This is a genomic window from Brevibacillus massiliensis, assembly GCF_000311785.1.
Taxonomy (GTDB): Bacteria; Bacillota; Bacilli; order Brevibacillales; family Brevibacillaceae; genus Brevibacillus_C; species Brevibacillus_C massiliensis.
In genome coordinates this window covers 318090-333986 of the sequence record NZ_HE978536.1, presented here as the reverse complement: position 1 = coordinate 333986, position 15897 = coordinate 318090, and the positions used below count along the sequence as shown (strand labels likewise).

Sequence of the window (15897 nt, the reverse complement as noted above, 5' to 3'; positions counted from 1 at the left end):
GCCCGGAAATATAATAAAATTGTGTCTAATTACCCGGAAGAGACAAGGTCATTCGCCCCTGGTTGTCTGTGCTTTGGTCATTCTTCATACAAGATATGCCCTGTCTGCGATACATCGTAACCGCCCACCGCGGCCAATTCGCCCTGGAAGGAAGCGGACCGCAAAATCTCACTGACCAGCCTGATGCACTCTTCGTTCTGCGGTGTTCTCAGCATGACGAGGTCGTACCGCTCTTTCATCAGCGGGACGAATTCGACGCCGACGAGATAAGCCGCCTTTTCGATGCCGATGCCCACATCCGCTTCGCCGGTGGCGACGGCGCCGGCCACCCCGAGATGATTGGCCTCTTCGTGCTCATAACCGGCGATGGACTGCGATGAAATGCCGTGGAGCCGAAGCTGTTCCTCCAGGAGGACCCTCGTCCCGGAGCCCTTTTCCCGGTTGACCATTTTGATCCCCGGCTTCTGCAGATCAGACCAGGTGCAGATTTGCTTGGGGTTTCCCGGCTGTACATAAAAACCGGCCCAACGCGACAAGAGGTTCATCACGACGTAGCGATGCCCGATCAGCAGTTTGCGGATGTACGGAATGTTGTACTCACCGGTATCGCCGTCGAACAGATGGGTGCTGACTACATCGGCGTCCCCCTGATACATGGCAATCAGGCTGTTCAGGCTCCCGACGTAGGAGCGGAGCGGCCGATAGGATTTCGTCTGCCCCTCGATATGGTTGGCCAACATATCCAGGCTGACATCTTGCCCGCTGATGATGATTTGCCTGGAGGCTGCGCTTTTCAAGGAAGAGGCGGGCATGTGGGCGACAGGTGTCCCTTTTGCCCTGGACTTGTACGCCTCGAGATCGACGGCATCTACCCGCATCTGCCGCCCGACGCGGTAGGCGGGCAGTTCGCCCTTTTTGATCAGATCGTATACCGTCAGTTTGGAGATGCGCAGGATTTTGGCGATCTCTTCGGTTGTATAGGAAATGTCGTTCATTTGCGTCCACCTCGAATCATTCCCGGTGCCGTGCGAGTGCAGTGCCCTGCGGCACCGAGTACCTCTATTATATCCCGGGATGCCCGAGGAGAGAGGCCTTTTTTCCACCTTCCCGTCACCCCGATTTCCTCCGCGGATGGTTGAACACCGTTGCCGTTTTCCATTCGTATAGTACTATATATCACCGTAAAAATCTGTATGATGGAGGATCGGGCATGGCGAGAAGAAAAAGGGACAAGAAAGAACAAACGGCTGTTGAGATGACTCCTGAATTTGGAAATTGGCTGAAAGACAAGGGGGTAAAAGCCCGGACACTGCGGAAGAGTCCCGACAAGCTGCAGGAGTATTACCAAGAATGGCAGAAGGCTAACAAGCCCAGACGAAGGTCGCTGCTGCAGCTTCCCAAATTGCCAAAAATCAACTTGAACGCCGTCAGCGAACGCGTCAATCAAATCCATGATATATTAAGTACGATCTCAAGTTTGAAAGAGGCCTTTGGAAAATCGAAAATGGAGTAAAGCCAGGGACATATCGCTCCTTGGCTTGTTTTTTGTTTGCCAAAAGGGAGGACACAAGAAAGATGCACGTTCTGTTAATCAGAAAATCACAGACCAAGGCATTGTAATGTCTTATGTGTTTGATACCACAGGGCTGGATGTGCTGACAGCCGGGAAGGAAAACGGACAGCAAGCGGAAAATCCCGCTGTTACGGTTCAAGAGGACTTCAACGTGTTGAACGTCATTGAAACCGGCAGAGACGATGCGGAAGGAAACAAGGTGGATACAGGTGTCGCCGTAAATGACAAGCCCGAGGGGATCATCGCTTTTCTCACAAGCGGGACCAAGCTACCGCAGCCGATCTATCTGAATGTCGCCGTCAGCCGAATCGGCAGGGTGAAGGGGAGTTGGAAGGGGAAAATCCCGATTGATCAAAGCAAAGCCGCCGAGGTTACCAAAATAGCGCGGTAAACGCTCTTCAGGCGCTTTGGACCGTTCCGGTCTCACAAGACGGGCTTCCCGCTGATGGGGAAGCCCTTTTAAGGTTAGAGTAGGGAAGCTACCTCTACGCTAAGCTGCTGGGCAAAATCGAGTAAATCATCTTCTGTCACTCTGATGGCGAGAGCGGGACCGGTTTCAGTAGAAAAGGAGCTGTTTGCCATCCCGGCATCCAGGATTACGATGAACAGAAACATTTTTTTCTGTTCTAGAACTCCTTGCGGCGTGATGAAAAAAGTTAAACTGGGCTCAATCGTGTAAATCCATCGCGATGTTTTATGATCTGTTACAGGCACAGAGGATATAATTTTTTCGATATCTCTGCGAAGAATGATAAAGGTGTGTCGTATCGGATGGCCTATATTTCCGTATTCAAGCGACACATGAATCTTGTATGAGTCTTCATCATCTGGTTCCAAACGAAGGCTGAGTTTTGACTGTGTTTGCTCGTAACATAAGTCTAACAATTCAACCATCTTGCCGCCCACCCTCTCTTTTTTGGAGTCATCCCTAACAGAATTCTTCTTTTAATTTCCCACGAATAAAGGTTTATGGCGTTGGAAAATTAAAATAACTTGGAATCCATCTCCAACTTTTTTCTATACCCGGGTAGGTTGTAATTGCCCTAGTTACTGTGCTATTAAAGACGATTGCCAATCTGGCTGCTTTATCGTACACAATATAGCTGCCTTCAAACAACGTCATAATACCTTTCACCGGTTAATACGGTTCTTGCCCAAAAGGCTGCTTCAATTCCATATTCGTATGCCCGTTTTGCTGCGTGTTCGGTAACCGTTATGGCAACCTGCCTTTCAATAAGATAAGCTTCGGCTACTCTTATCCATCTAAGTATTCGATCAGATGCATCTGCAGGAGCTATTCTTTCCTGGTTGGTATTACTAGCATTATCTATGCCTCTCATTTCATTATAAAACTTTTGCTGTTCTGCTGCTGGCAGATTAAGAATAATTTCCCTTAAGAATTTGTTATTATTGGTAAAATTATCCTGATCATTAATCAAATTTTTCTTTTGTTGAGACGATAGATGATAAATGTATGTAGCTACTGTTTCTTTTGTTTGATCAAGTGATACCTTTTCGACAGAAGTAGCTGCACTCTCTCCGTTTTTGGAAGCAGAATCCTACAATAGAAAAGGCTAACAATGAACTCAGCAATTTTTTCTCAAAAACATAAAAACTCCTCCATTTTTTATTTTTGATTATAACCTATTTTAATAATATACACATAATTCGGTATACTATTTTTTCCAATATTTCATAGATTACAGGTGAGGGAAGATAGACGCCTCCTTGACTTAATTGTTGGTCAATTTGAAGAATTGTATAGAGTTGCTACAAAAGGTTTGACAATTAACCAATATATGTTTAATTATAATTAGATATATCTAATTATAATTAAACATAAGAGAAGACTGTGGGAGGGATTTTATCGTGTTAAAAAAATGGGCGATTCTGCTGTCTGCCTTGTTCATCCTGGCAGTTCCCGTTGGCTGTTCCAGCGTCACACAGCAACAGTCGGCCGGGCAGCCGGAGCAGCAGGCGGCAACCGGCGCCGGCGCGGACCAAACGGATCAAACGGGAGCGCAAACACCCGGCAAAGATGCGGAACTGATGGTCTCGGCCGCGGCCAGCTTGACGGATGCCCTGCAGGAGCTGAAGAGCGGATTTGAGAGCGAGCATCCCGGTGTTACGCTTACATATGTTTTCGGCAGCTCAGGCAAGCTGGCACAGCAAATTGAAAACGGGGCGCCGGTTGACGTCTTTTTATCGGCCAGCGGGAAGGATATGGACAAGCTTCAGGAGAAGAATCTGATCAAGCAGGACACACGTATCGATTTCGCCAAAAACCAATTGGTGCTGGTGGCCAATAAGAGCAGTTCTCTGCAGCTTGACTCTTTTGAGCAGATCGCACCGGACAAGGTCGAGCATTTTGCGATTGGCGAGCCGGAGAGCGTCCCGGCGGGCAGGTATGCGAAAGAAGTGTTGGAACATCTGAAGCTTTGGGATTCGCTGCAAAGCAAGCTGGTGTTTGCCAACGATGTGCGCCAGGTCCTGACTTACGTCGAGTCCGGCAACGCGGATCTGGGCGCTGTCTACGCGAGTGACGCGGTCATCGCCAAGCAGGTAAAGGTATTGGCGACGGCCGACTCCAACTGGCATAAGCCGATTGTCTATCCGGGCGCCGTGGTCGCCAGCGCGGCCCATCCTGTCGAGGCGAAGGCGTTTTTAGACTATTTGCAGGGCGACAAGGGCAAAGAGGTATTGGAAAAATATGGATTTACCCAGTAAGGGTGCGGTGTACAGGAGGTGGAAACTGTGCCAGATGCAAATTGGACTCCGCTATTGCTGTCACTCAAGGTAGCCGGCATTTCCACCTTTGTTGTCTTTCTTGCGGGGGTGCTGATTGCCAGGCTGCTTTCGCGGAAGAACTTCTTCGGCAAAAGCTTTCTGGAGTCGCTGCTGCTGCTGCCGCTGGTCCTGCCTCCGACCGTCGTCGGTTTTGGCCTCTTGATCACTTTCGGGAAAAACGGAATCATCGGCAAATGGCTTTTGCAGTGGTTTGACGTACAGGTTGTCTTTTCCCTTACCGGTGCCGTCATCGCCTCGATCGTCGTCTCCTTTCCGCTCATGTACCAAAGCGCGGTCGCAGCCTTCAGCGGAATCGACAGCCGGCTGGAAAACGCCGCGCGGACGATGGGGGCATCGGAGTGGAGGGTGTTCTGGACAGTCTCGTTCCCGTTGGCCTGGACGGGCCTGCTCTCCGGCCTCGTCCTTTCGTTTGCCCGTGCGCTGGGTGAGTTTGGAGCGACGCTGATGTTGGCCGGTTACATCCCGGGGAAGACAGACACGCTTCCGGTGGCGATCTACTTTGCTGTCGAGGCGGGACAGATGGACAAAGCCTCGTTTTGGGTCGTGATCATCGTAGCGCTTGGGCTGAGTACCACGATGTGGCTGAACTGGTGGAGCAAACGAAACATCAATCGCTATGCAAATCAGAAAGAGGCGGGGTGATGTGGCATGTTTTCAATCCATATAAACAAACAATTGGCCCACTTTCCCCTTGAGATCTCATTTGAGGCAGACCGGGAGATCATCGTCTTGTTCGGGCCATCCGGTTCCGGCAAGACGACCGTCTTGAATTGCATCGCGGGCCTTAGCCACCCCGATTCCGGCAACATAACGCTTAACGGCGTCTGCTTCTTTGATGGAAAAACGAAGCCGGTTGCCCCGCGCCGGCGCAACATCGGCTATCTGTTTCAAGATTACGCCTTGTTTCCCCATATGACGGTGGAAAAAAACATTCGCTACGGAATGAAGGCCGGCTCCTTGGCCCATGTGGATCAACTGGTGGCGGTGCTGGGCATTGGGCATCTGCTCGGCAAATACCCCCAGCAGATATCCGGCGGGGAGAAGCAGCGAGTGGCGCTGGCTCGCGCCTTGGCGACAGAGCCGCAGATGCTGCTGCTGGATGAGCCGCTGTCGGCGCTGGATCGAAAGACGCGCCTGCAATGTCAGGAGGAATTGCTGCGGCTGCATCGGGATTGGAACATCCCGTACGTGATCGTCACGCACGATCTGGAAGAGGCCAAGAAGCTGGGCGACGCCATCTACTTTATCGAACGCGGGCAGATCGTCGACAAATTGATCAAGAAGCCGATGATCGCCAAATCATAGATTTTTGACATGGTCAAGGTTAACCCCGAAGCGGGGTTAGCCTTTTTTTGTGTACAAATGGAGAAAAACAGGCTGTTGCCGCAGGTTTTCTTCCCCGCTTTTTCATAAGTTATTGTACATTTTGACTTCAGAAGAAAGGATGCTTCTATGAAAAAAACCGCAAAGTTAAGGCAGTTGATTCAGTCGAAAAACCTGGAGTTCTTAATGGAAGCACACAACGGCCTGTCTGCGAAAATTGTCGAAGAGGCTGGCTTTAAAGGGATTTGGGCCAGCGGATTAACCGTTTCGGCAAGTCTGGGAGTACGGGACAACAACGAGGCTTCCTGGACGCAGGTACTGGATGTTTTGGAATTTATGAGCGACGCCTCAAGCCTGCCGATCCTCCTGGACGGGGATACCGGGTACGGAAACTTCAACAACGCAAGGCGATTGGTGAAAAAATTGGAGCAGCGAAATATTGCAGGGGTATGCATTGAAGATAAGCTGTTTCCCAAGACCAACTCATTCATCAATGGCAGGGCCCAACCCCTTGCAGAGATCGACGAGTTTTGCGGCAAGATCAAAGCGATGAAAGACGTGCAAAATGACGATGATTTCGCGGTCATTGCGAGGGTGGAAGCCTTTATTGCCGGCTGGGATCTGGCGGAAGCGCTGCGGCGGGCAGAGGCATATCGGCAAGCCGGCGCAGATGCTGTCCTGATCCACAGCAAGCGGGCAGATGCGGCAGAGATTGAAGCGTTCATGGCGGAATGGGGCGGCAGGCACCCGGTCGTGATCGTCCCGACCAAATACTTCGCCACTCCCACCAGACGCTTTGCGGAGCTGGGGATTAGCCTGGTCATCTGGGCGAACCACAATCTGCGGGCATCCATTCAGGCGATGCAAACCATTTCCCGCCAGATTTTTCTCCAGGAGAGCATCAAAGAGGCAGAGGGCAGCGTGGCACCCTTGGATGAGGTATTCCGGCTGCAGCAGGCGGACGAACTTCAAGCCGCCGAAAAGAAGTATCTCCCTTCCCAAAAATCGATTCGGGGGGATTGATTCATGCTGGAGACAAACGAATTCGGAACGGAACTGCAGAACCTGGGGTTTGCCTTTTTCAGCGGCGTCCCGTGCTCTCTGCTGAAAAATCTGATCAACTACGCGATCAATGAATGCGAATACGTTGCCGCGGCAAACGAAGGAGATGCCGTGGCGATTGCGGCCGGCGCTTTTTTGGGAGGAACAAAACCGGTTGTCCTGATGCAAAATTCAGGCTTGACGAACGCCGTGTCCCCCTTGGTCTCGCTCAACTACCCTTTTCAGATTCCGGTGCTGGGCTTTGTCAGCCTGCGGGGGGAACCTGGAGTACCTGATGAACCGCAGCACGAACTGATGGGTCAGATCACGACACAATTGCTGGATTTAATGAAGGTGAGATGGCTGTACCTGTCTGCCGACTTGGAGGAAGCCAAGCGGCAGCTGCGGCAAGCAAACCAGTGCATCGAAGGCAACCAGCCGTTTTTCTTCGTCGTCAGAAAAGGGGTCTTTACCGCAGAGCCCCTGCAAAGACAACCAACGCCAACCCGGTTCAATCGAAGCAAAACGCTCAAAAACAGGGCGGATCAGCTGCCGACCCGCCGCGAAGCCCTCGCCGTCATTCACTCATTGAAAGGGAGCCGCACCGTACTGCTCGCTACGACCGGAAAAACCGGCCGGGAGTTGTACGAGATCGAAGACGCCGACAATCATCTGTACATGGTCGGCTCGATGGGCTGTGTCAGTTCGCTTGGGCTGGGATTGGCCCTGACCCGGAGGGATTTGGATATCGTCGTCATCGATGGAGACGGTTCGCTGCTGATGCGCATGGGGAGCCTGGCGACAAACGGCTATTACGGCTCTCCCAACATGCTGCATATCCTGCTCGACAACAACGCCCACGATTCGACCGGCGGCCAGAGAACGGTATCCAACCACACTGATTTCGCGGCGATTGCCGCCGCGTGCAGTTACGAAACATCGGCTTATGTCCACAGCCTGGAAGAACTGGGAGCCGCGATCAAAGAATGGAAGCAGAGGCGAGGATTGACGTTTCTCCACATGCGGATTGCGGCAGGCTCGAGCGAACAGCTCGGCCGTCCCAAGACAAAGCCTGCCGAAGTAAAAGAGCGCTTGCAGAGGTTTGTTCAAAAACCATCCTAACTTGCGGAAGGGGAGTCCTTATGCAGGGGATAAAGCGAAACATTTTACTGAATCCGGGCCCTGCGACGACGACCGACACGGTGAAATACGCACAGGTCGTGCCTGACATATGTCCCCGTGAAAGCGAATTTGGCAATTTGATGGAATACGTATCTGTGGAACTTGCCCGGCTGGTGGCGGACCCCGCGGAGTACACGACCGTCCTGTTCGGCGGCTCCGGTACGGCAGCGGTTGAAGCGATGCTGACCTCTGCCGTGGCCGAGGATGCGGTGATCATCGTAAACAACGGTGCCTACGGCAAGCGGATGTGCGAGATTGCAGAAGTGTACGGCCTGCATTTTCTGGAATTCAAGAGCCCTGCTGACGATGCGATTGACTTGGCTGCGCTGGAGTCCATGATCGAAACCGCTCCGCGAAGAATAGCCCAGCTCGCTGTGGTTCACCACGAGACGACGACCGGCCTGCTGAACGACATCGCTTTGATTGGCGAGATCTGCCGCAGGCACCGGATTGAGATGCTGGTCGACGCGATGAGCTCGTATGCAGCCGTCCCGATTGACATGAAGCAGATGAATGCCAGTTTTCTCGCGGCAAGCTCCAATAAAAACCTGCAGGGGATGGCAGGCATCTCATTTGTCATCGCCGAGCGGGGCAAATTGGAGGCGATGCGGCAGAGGAAACCGAGAAATTACTACCTGAATGTATACGCGCAATACAAGTTCTTTTCGACGACCCGGCAGATGCGCTTCACCCCGCCTGTGCAGACCTTGTATGCGCTCAAGCAGGCGATAGATGAATTGAAGCTGGAGGGGGTAAGCGGACGGTACGAAAGGTACAGCAAATCGTGGGAAACCCTGACAGACGGGCTTGCCCGGCTGGGGCTTGCCACGATCGTGCCAAAGCAGCATCACTCCAAAATCCTGACTTCCGTCCTCGAACCGGACTGCGGGGGATACGACTTCAACGATATGCACGACTATTTGTACAGCCGCGGGTTTACGATCTACCCCGGGAAAATCGAGGGGACAAAAACCTTCAGAATCGCCAATATCGGCGATATTACCTACAAGGATATAGAAGCGTTTTTGCAATTGCTGGAGGAGTACCTCAGGCAGAACGGTCATACCTGCGGCAAGGGGGACGACCGGTGAGCAAGGGGAAGATGCTGCACGTCGAAACTGCGCTGCGAAGATCGACACTTTGCGGGCACTCCCAGGAAATGCTGCTGTCCCATGTTGAACGGGTCGCGCTGCTGTCAGCGGAGAGGCTGAGCCGTTCCTTCCCGAAACACCGGATTTACGGAGTGGGGCGATGTCCCATTTTCGCAAGCTGGGGGACAAAGACATGTACGACCGCATCAAGGCGTACAAAAGAGGATCAAATGCCGGAAGCCCCGGCTAAAAGCACTTTGGTGGGGATGGATACAGAATGAATAAATGGGAGAAATATCTGTTTCTTCACGGAGAGAAACAAATCCGTTCCATGCTGCCGCAGACGCGGTTGATGACGGCGGATCACCTGCAGGAGCTGCTCCAAAAGCACGGTTCCATCATTCTCAAGCCGATCGACGGAAGCGGCGGGAGAGGGATCCTGCTCGTAACATCCGCCGAAAATGACCGCTCTCTCGTCCAGATTACCTTGACCAGGCAGACGGCAGCCAACCACGAGCTCTTTTCTGTCCTCGCGAATGAAATCATGCGGGACTATATTCCCTATCTGAACGAAATAGATATCCGTCAGCTGCTTGCTGCAAGTTATATCATTCAGCAGCGGATTCCCCTCGTTGAGGCAGAGGATCGCCCCTTTGACATCAGAGTGATGGTGCAGCGGAAAAACGATTCTCCGTGGACTGTGACGGGCAAATTGGCGAAGTGGGCCGGCAGCGGTTATGCCATAACGAACGTGAATCTCGGCGCTGCGATTCTCCCCGTGGAAACGGTACTCGAGCGCTCACCCTTGCGCAAGCATTCGCAAAAAGCACTGTTGTCCCATTTGGATGAAGCCGCACTGCTGGTTGCCCGGCGGTTTCAACAGCGGTTTCCGGGCATTCGCGAACTCGGCTTGGACATGTGCTTTGATCCGCAGGGGAATCCGTGGATCATCGAAGTCAATTTCAAACCTCATGACTACCTGTTTCTCGCCCTGGAAGATCAATCGATGTACCAGGCGATCCAGGAATACAGAGGAAAGGAGGGAGAGAATTGAATCTTGATGAGATCATGAACCGGATCAAAAGCGTGCCAAAAGAGAAATGGACTGACGAAGAGACATTGAAAGAGCTGATCAGTCTGACAGCCAAAGAATCGGGAAAATCGTATTCGGCAGAGGAGATTGACCAGCTGATCGGCATGTTCAAAAACATGCTGCAGGATGGATCGCAAGCGACACTGATATCGCTTCTGTTGCGACATGGGGTGAGCAAGAGCCAGATTGACGAGTTGAGGGAAAAGTTTCAATCATAGCCGTTGTTGAGCTTTCGCGTCTTGCTGTCCGGTTTCACATTTCGCGTGCAGAGCCATATTGACAAATGATGAAGATGGAATATAGTAGGTGGTATACTAACTACGTAAAAGGACCTGGCTATGGAGAACATTTACAAGGAACTGCAAAAACTGGGGTTTTCCCAATATGAGTGCAAGGCCTATGTCGGTTTGTTGAAACATTCTCCCGTCACCGGGTATGAGATCAGCAAGCGCACCGGGGTGCCCAGGTCGATGATCTACGAAGTGCTGGGAAAGCTGCTGGACAAGGGAGCCGTCTATACGGTTCCATCCGAACCCGTGAAGTATTCGCCGGTCCCTGCCGCAGAGTTGATTGACCGTTTGCGGAAAAGCTTTGCGCGGTCGTTCGACTTTTTGGAAAAGAACCTGACCGCATTGGAGGGGGAACGCGAGGCGGACGTAATCTGGCACATTCGCAGCGATGAGCAGGTGCTGGCTGAAATGCATGAGCTGATCGACAGCGCCCGGAGGAGCTTTGGCTGTCGGTATGGGAACAGCAGGTTCCGTCCATACAAGAGGCGGTCGACAGGCGCATCCGGGAAGGCATCCACGTCTTCTCCGTTCTGTTTGGCGCTCCCGAAACGCAGCTGGGCTTCACCTGCCATCACAACTACATGACGCCAGATGTCGTAAGGGACCGGATGGGCGGCTGCTTGACGATTGCCGCCCGTGATGGAGAAGAAGTGTTGATCGCCAATTTCTCGCAGAAGACCACGGCCTGGGCGGTGAAGACGCAGGATCCTGCCTGGTCTTGGTGGCGACAGAGTACATCAGGCATGACATCATGATCTCGGAAGTCACCCGGAAGTTCGGCCCGGAAAAGCTGGATGTCCTGTGGAGAAATCAGCGCGATTTGTACCATGTTGTGACGGGAAAACGGTTGAAATAATCAACGCCGTTTTTTCTTTCTGCCCTATTGTAGTCGTTAGCTTCATAACATCTATCATCGCCAATCTTACGAGCAACAGATCCAATAACCTGCGGCTGGTCGCGGCACTGCCGGCGTTTTTGACGGCCGTGCTGACCCGCAGCCTGATGGGTACGGTCATCGTCGGCACCTGTCGATGATGCTCCTGCGCTGGCTGGTGTAAAAAAAGCTGCGATTGAAGCGGACACACCTACCGTGTTCGCTTTTTTGCCTTCCATAAGGAACATACGTTTGGTATACTGTTCCTAGGGGGTGAATTCTTGGCAACTGTAACGTATCTCATTCAACTCAAACAACCAACACGAAAGAAAAAACAGCAATGGTTGCAAAGATCTACTCGCCGGTTATTGAAACCAAAATCGTTCATACCTACTTCCCTTACTTTCAAAAGTATGGGTCAAAAAGAAAGACGATGGATGACGGATTATAATTGCAAACTTGCAAAAGGATATCGTTGATTTTGCCTTGCAATTCCCGTATCCTGTCGTGATGATGGAAAAATTGGAAAACATCCGGAAAACAGCCCAAACGATAAACCGCTCTGATCGCACGATTCATTCATGGGCCTTTTATCAGCTACAACAGTTTATCGCAGAGCGAGCGACGAAGATGGGTATTCCGGTTTTGTTTGTGAACCCTGCTTATACCAAGCCAGCGTTGTTATAAGTGCGGGCATGTTGAAAAAGCCAATCGCAAGAAAGATATCTTCCATTGTCAGTCCTGCGGTTATAAAACGAACGCCGATTATAACGCGGGATGTAATATTGCGGTAAGCACAAGCTTGGCGGTGTAGAAAGAATCATTTTCGATAGACCAAGTGCCTGTACTCGCAAAGTCGGTGCAGGAGGATCGTGTGGCACGACCTTGGGCTTCCATGATGAAGACAGGCCGGAAACGGAACAACGGGTGATGTCGATGGATATCCCTCTGTCTGAGTGAGTAGCCTCCGCACTTCCTCTTGGAAGCTCATCATTTTCATGATGAGAGGATGTCACACTCCGAACGTCCATTCGTATAATGGAGGAATAGAGGGTGATGAAGATGAAAAAGAAACTGGCGCTGACTGACATACTGGAGCAATTCCGACAGGATGAGCGCTTCAGAGACAATATTGTGCACTGGACGACCATTCCTCCCCGCGAAGCCAGATGCGTGCCCTTCCCGGCCGATCTTGATCAGCGGATTTGCGATACTTTGTCTCGCCGGGGGATCACGTCGCTGTATACGCATCAGGCGTCTGCCTATGAGAAGGTCCAGGCAGGCCGCCATATTGTAGCCGTCACTCCCACGGCGTCGGGGAAGAGCATGTGCTACCACCTGCCGGTCCTGCAAAGGCTGTCGGAAGATCCGCAGGCTCGGGCGCTGTACCTGTTTCCCACCAAGGCGCTGGCCCAGGACCAAAAAAGCGAGCTGCACGAGCTGATCGGGGAAACGGGCCTTGCGATCAAGTTGGAGACCTACGACGGGGATACCCCGGCCAATATCAGGCAGTCCATTCGCAAGGCAGGAAACATCGTCATTACCAATCCCGATATGCTTCACTCGGCCATTCTTCCTCATCACACCAAATGGGTCTCTTTTTTCGAACACCTCGCTTTCATCGTCATTGACGAATTGCATACATACAGGGGCGTATTCGGCAGCCACGTAGCCAACGTAATCCGCCGCCTGAAGCGGATCTGCGCCTTTTACGGGAGCCGGCCGCAGTTTATCTGCACCTCGGCGACGATCGCCAACCCCAAGGAGCTGGCGCAGCAGTTGACGGAAGAGAGAGTGGAGCTGATCGACAACAACGGCGCCCCGTCCGGCACGAAGCATTTCCTCTTCTACAATCCGCCGGTCGTCAACAGGCAGCTCAACATCCGCCGCAGCGCCACGCTGGAAGCCCGCGACATTGCGGCTTCCTTTCTGACGAACAACATCCAGACGATCCTGTTCGCCCGCAGCCGCGTCCGCGTCGAAATCCTGCTCAAATACCTGCAGGAGCTGATCAGATCCAAGCTGGGCCCGAAAACGATTCAGGGGTACCGGGGAGGCTACCTGCCGACCCAGCGGCGTGCGATCGAACGGGGACTGCGCCAGGGGGAGATCCTGGGCGTCGTCAGCACCAATGCGCTGGAGCTCGGCGTCGATATCGGTCAGCTACAGGCGTGTGTGATGACCGGATATCCCGGCTCTGTCGCCAGCACGTGGCAGCAGGCGGGACGCGCGGGCAGACGCCAGGGCGAATCCGCAGTCGTGCTGGTCGGAGGCTCCACGCCGCTCGACCAGTACGTCATCTCCCATCCCGAATACTTCTTCGACCGCAGTCCGGAGACGGCGCGCATCAATCCGGACAACCTGGTCATCCTGGTCGATCACATCAAATGCGCCGCCTATGAACTTCCCTTTTCCGAAGGGGACCGCTTCGGCCGCGCCGAGATCACCGAAATCCTGGAATTTTTGACCGAGGAGCAGATTCTGCATCACTCGCGGGGAAAATGGTTCTGGATGAACGATTCCTTTCCCGCCCACAACGTCAGTCTGCGCTCCGCCTCACAGGAAAACGTGGTCATCATCGATATCAGCGAGCGGGGGAATGAACGGGTGATCGGCGAAATGGACCGGTTCAGCTCCCTGACGCTGCTGCACGAAGAGGCGATCTATCTCCATCAGGGGGTACAGTACCAGGTAGAGCGGCTGGACTACGACGAAAAGAAGGCATACGTGCGGGAAGTGCAGGTCAATTACTACACGGACGCCAACCTGGCCGTTTCGCTCAAGGTGCTGGACGAGCAGGAGGCGCGCCGGCTGTGGCAGACGGAGTGCGGCTGGGGAGAAGTATCGGTCCATGCGATGGCGACGATTTTCAAGAAAATCAGGTTTGAGACCCACGAAAACATCGGGTCGGGGCCGATTCATCTCCCCGAGGAGGAACTCCACACGAACGCAGCCTGGATCAGCTTCCCTGAAAGCCTGTTGGCCGCGATCGGCAGGGAGGATGTAGAACGCGGGCTGATCGGTTTGGCCCACGTTCTGCAGCACGTCGCGCCGCTGTTCGTCATGTGCGATCCCCAGGACCTGCACGTGGTGGCCCAGCGCAAAGCGGTCCATTCCGGGCAGCCGACCATTTTTCTCTACGATCGCTACCCTGGCGGAATCGGCCTGAGCGACCAGGTGTACAAGGAGATGGAGACCATCCTGGACCAGGCGGAAGGAGTGCTTTACTCCTGTCCGTGCAGCTCCGGCTGTCCCTCCTGCATCGGCGGGGCGGAAGAGGGAGGAAAAACGCTGGCCCTGTCCCTGCTGCGGGTCGCCCGAGGGGGGAGTGCGCATGTCTCTTAAAGCAAAGCTGAACCGGATGAGAGGCCATCTTGCCATCGAGACCCCGAAAGCAGCCGACCTGCCCGCGGCAAATATTCCCCACCTGGAGAGATGGCGGGAGCTTGACGCCGCACCGCACGGATCTGCCGACGACTACGTGATCATCCGCGAACGCCGTTATCCGCTCGACTACCAGCACGGCAGCTACCGCTTCCGCGAGCTTGCCGACATCATTCGCGCCTGGGAGGAGGCGGGCAGAAGCAGCCACCCGCTATCCGCTGTCGGCAGGCGGGCGGGCGATCTGCTCTTTTTCGACACGGAAACCACCGGACTGCACGGCGGGGTCGGCAACACCATCTTTTTGCTGGGGTACAGCCGCGTCGAAGGCCAGGAGGTCGTCGTAAGGCAGCATTTTCTGGCTGCTCCCCACGCGGAGGCGGTCCTGTACCAATCCTTTCTGGAGAAGGCCCGGGAGGCTACGCATCTCGTTACCTTTAACGGAAAATCATTCGACTGGCCGCAGGTGAAGACACGTCATACGCTTCTTCGAGACCTGGTGCCAGGCCTGCCTGCGTTTGGCCATTTCGATCTCTTGCATCCGGCGAGGCGCTTGTGGAAGCGCGAACTGCCCTCCTGCCGGTTGTCCGTCATCGAGCAGACAAAACTGGGAGTGGCGCGACAGGATGACGTACCGGGCTACCTGGCGCCCATCCAGTACTTCGATTACCTCTCCGCGGGGGATCCCCACCTGATCGAGGGGGTGCTGCGCCACAATGAAACAGATGTCCTGTCGCTCATCACCCTGTACATCCACCTGTCCAGTTTGCTGCTGGAACGAGAGGGAGAAGCGGCGACCGAAGCGGAGCGGCTGGAGATCGCCCGCTGGTGCGAAGCGATCGGCGAGCTGGAGCACGCGGCGAAGGGGTATCAAACCGTCGCTGAGAGCAGCTCCGCCCTTCGCGGCCATGCAAAGCTGGCTCTGGGCCGCCTGTACAAGAAACAGCGCAAATGGCGGCAGGCGCTGGCGGTGTGGGAGTCGTACATGCAGGAAAACAGCCATGTGCCGCAGGAGATTTACATCGAGGCGGCCAAGCTGTGTGAACACCAGCTGAAAGACGACGAAAAAGCGCTTGCCTACACCCTCAAGGCCTTCGATTTGTGGAAGAAAAGAGGGACAATCCTGCGCAGAAAGTCGCAGGCAGAGCGGGAAGCTTTTGAAAAGCGGATTGTCCGGCTGGAAAACAGGATGAAGATGCTCGCAAAGAAGGATTGCCAATTTTGAAACACACTTTTGATGA

General features: G+C 53.6%; 19 protein-coding genes and 1 pseudogene. 17 read left to right on the top strand and 3 right to left on the bottom strand.

Features of this window, described 5'->3' with window-relative positions:
• Positions 1–77: 77 nt before the first annotated feature.
• Positions 78–995, bottom strand: a complete 918-nt coding sequence (locus tag HGBM_RS05525; RefSeq protein WP_019120093.1) for a helix-turn-helix transcriptional regulator — start codon at positions 993–995, stop codon at positions 78–80.
• Between the two features lie 215 nt (positions 996–1210).
• On the opposite strand from HGBM_RS05525, the gene HGBM_RS26675 reads away from it, so the two are divergent.
• Positions 1211–1513: a hypothetical protein gene (locus HGBM_RS26675; protein WP_019120092.1), complete on the top strand. Its 303-nt coding sequence runs from the start codon at positions 1211–1213 to the stop codon at positions 1511–1513.
• A gap of 106 nt (positions 1514–1619) precedes the next feature.
• Positions 1620–1964 (top strand): hypothetical protein, encoded by a 345-nt coding sequence (locus HGBM_RS26670; RefSeq protein WP_147512812.1) that lies wholly within the window; start codon positions 1620–1622, stop codon positions 1962–1964.
• Positions 1965–2038: 74 nt separating this feature from the next.
• Here HGBM_RS26670 and HGBM_RS05510 read toward each other — a convergent pair whose 3' ends face one another.
• Together HGBM_RS05510 and HGBM_RS05505 are read right to left on the bottom strand one after the other, a co-directional pair.
• Positions 2039–2467 (bottom strand): hypothetical protein, encoded by a 429-nt coding sequence (locus HGBM_RS05510; RefSeq protein WP_019120090.1) that lies wholly within the window; start codon positions 2465–2467, stop codon positions 2039–2041.
• 215 nt (positions 2468–2682) lie between these two features.
• A complete protein-coding gene (locus HGBM_RS05505) occupies positions 2683–3012 on the bottom strand; it encodes a hypothetical protein (RefSeq protein WP_019120089.1) in 330 nt (109 codons plus the stop codon).
• Positions 3013–3442: 430 nt separating this feature from the next.
• Between HGBM_RS05505 and modA the strand changes: the two genes are divergently transcribed.
• The 15 genes and pseudogenes from modA (at position 3443) to HGBM_RS05440 (ending at position 15881) form a co-directional block, all read left to right on the top strand.
• Entirely contained in the window at positions 3443–4300 is an 858-nt protein-coding gene (gene modA, locus HGBM_RS05500) for a molybdate ABC transporter substrate-binding protein (protein ID WP_019120088.1), read from the top strand.
• A gap of 27 nt (positions 4301–4327) precedes the next feature.
• The gene (gene modB / locus HGBM_RS05495) at positions 4328–5023 is read left to right on the top strand and encodes a molybdate ABC transporter permease subunit (RefSeq protein ID WP_019120087.1); all 696 of its coding nucleotides are present in this window, start codon (positions 4328–4330) and stop codon (positions 5021–5023) included.
• 6 nt (positions 5024–5029) lie between these two features.
• Positions 5030–5686: an ATP-binding cassette domain-containing protein gene (locus tag HGBM_RS05490; protein WP_019120086.1), complete on the top strand. Its 657-nt coding sequence runs from the start codon at positions 5030–5032 to the stop codon at positions 5684–5686.
• Positions 5687–5833: 147 nt separating this feature from the next.
• Positions 5834–6727, top strand: a complete 894-nt coding sequence (aepX, locus tag HGBM_RS05485) for a phosphoenolpyruvate mutase (protein WP_019120085.1) — start codon at positions 5834–5836, stop codon at positions 6725–6727.
• Between the two features lie 3 nt (positions 6728–6730).
• A complete protein-coding gene (gene aepY / locus HGBM_RS05480) occupies positions 6731–7867 on the top strand; it encodes a phosphonopyruvate decarboxylase (RefSeq protein ID WP_019120084.1) in 1137 nt (378 codons plus the stop codon).
• Between the two features lie 20 nt (positions 7868–7887).
• A complete protein-coding gene (locus HGBM_RS05475; protein WP_019120083.1) occupies positions 7888–9018 on the top strand; it encodes a 2-aminoethylphosphonate aminotransferase in 1131 nt (376 codons plus the stop codon).
• Positions 9015–9299 (top strand): hypothetical protein, encoded by a 285-nt coding sequence (locus HGBM_RS05470; RefSeq protein WP_019120082.1) that lies wholly within the window; start codon positions 9015–9017, stop codon positions 9297–9299. The genes HGBM_RS05475 and HGBM_RS05470 overlap by 4 nt, the downstream gene beginning before the upstream one ends.
• A complete protein-coding gene (locus HGBM_RS05465; protein ID WP_019120081.1) occupies positions 9296–10072 on the top strand; it encodes a YheC/YheD family protein in 777 nt (258 codons plus the stop codon). Before HGBM_RS05470 ends, HGBM_RS05465 begins: the two co-directional genes overlap by 4 nt.
• Positions 10069–10329, top strand: coding sequence for a hypothetical protein (locus HGBM_RS05460; RefSeq protein WP_019120080.1), 261 nt, complete (start codon positions 10069–10071; stop codon positions 10327–10329). The genes HGBM_RS05465 and HGBM_RS05460 overlap by 4 nt, the downstream gene beginning before the upstream one ends.
• 120 nt (positions 10330–10449) lie before the next feature.
• A pseudogene (locus tag HGBM_RS26665) lies at positions 10450–11257 on the top strand (TrmB family transcriptional regulator).
• A complete protein-coding gene (locus HGBM_RS32415; protein WP_147512811.1) occupies positions 11203–11436 on the top strand; it encodes an AzlD domain-containing protein in 234 nt (77 codons plus the stop codon). Before HGBM_RS26665 ends, HGBM_RS32415 begins: the two are co-directional and overlap by 55 nt.
• A 298-nt stretch (positions 11437–11734) precedes the next feature.
• Entirely contained in the window at positions 11735–11962 is a 228-nt protein-coding gene (locus tag HGBM_RS28790) for an IS200/IS605 family accessory protein TnpB-related protein (protein WP_019120079.1), read from the top strand.
• A complete protein-coding gene (locus tag HGBM_RS32410) occupies positions 11934–12089 on the top strand; it encodes a zinc ribbon domain-containing protein (RefSeq protein ID WP_081590115.1) in 156 nt (51 codons plus the stop codon). The genes HGBM_RS28790 and HGBM_RS32410 overlap by 29 nt, the downstream gene beginning before the upstream one ends.
• Positions 12090–12331: 242 nt before the next feature.
• Positions 12332–14620, top strand: a complete 2289-nt coding sequence (locus HGBM_RS05445) for a DEAD/DEAH box helicase (RefSeq protein WP_019120078.1) — start codon at positions 12332–12334, stop codon at positions 14618–14620.
• Positions 14610–15881, top strand: coding sequence for a ribonuclease H-like domain-containing protein (locus HGBM_RS05440; protein ID WP_019120077.1), 1272 nt, complete (start codon positions 14610–14612; stop codon positions 15879–15881). Before HGBM_RS05445 ends, HGBM_RS05440 begins: the two co-directional genes overlap by 11 nt.
• The last annotated feature ends 16 nt before the right edge of the window (positions 15882–15897 follow it).

Coding starts and splice junctions, on each gene's coding strand:
- HGBM_RS05525 (WP_019120093.1), bottom strand. CDS start 995: ATGAACGACATTTCCTATACAACCGAAGAGATCGCCAAAATCCTGCGC.
- HGBM_RS26675 (WP_019120092.1), top strand. CDS start 1,211: ATGGCGAGAAGAAAAAGGGACAAGAAAGAACAAACGGCTGTTGAGATG.
- HGBM_RS26670 (WP_147512812.1), top strand. CDS start 1,620: ATGTCTTATGTGTTTGATACCACAGGGCTGGATGTGCTGACAGCCGGG.
- HGBM_RS05510 (WP_019120090.1), bottom strand. CDS start 2,467: ATGGTTGAATTGTTAGACTTATGTTACGAGCAAACACAGTCAAAACTC.
- HGBM_RS05490 (WP_019120086.1), top strand. CDS start 5,030: ATGTTTTCAATCCATATAAACAAACAATTGGCCCACTTTCCCCTTGAG.
- aepX (WP_019120085.1), top strand. CDS start 5,834: ATGAAAAAAACCGCAAAGTTAAGGCAGTTGATTCAGTCGAAAAACCTG.
- aepY (WP_019120084.1), top strand. CDS start 6,731: ATGCTGGAGACAAACGAATTCGGAACGGAACTGCAGAACCTGGGGTTT.
- HGBM_RS05475 (WP_019120083.1), top strand. CDS start 7,888: ATGCAGGGGATAAAGCGAAACATTTTACTGAATCCGGGCCCTGCGACG.
- HGBM_RS05465 (WP_019120081.1), top strand. CDS start 9,296: ATGAATAAATGGGAGAAATATCTGTTTCTTCACGGAGAGAAACAAATC.
- HGBM_RS05445 (WP_019120078.1), top strand. CDS start 12,332: ATGAAGATGAAAAAGAAACTGGCGCTGACTGACATACTGGAGCAATTC.
- HGBM_RS05440 (WP_019120077.1), top strand. CDS start 14,610: ATGTCTCTTAAAGCAAAGCTGAACCGGATGAGAGGCCATCTTGCCATC.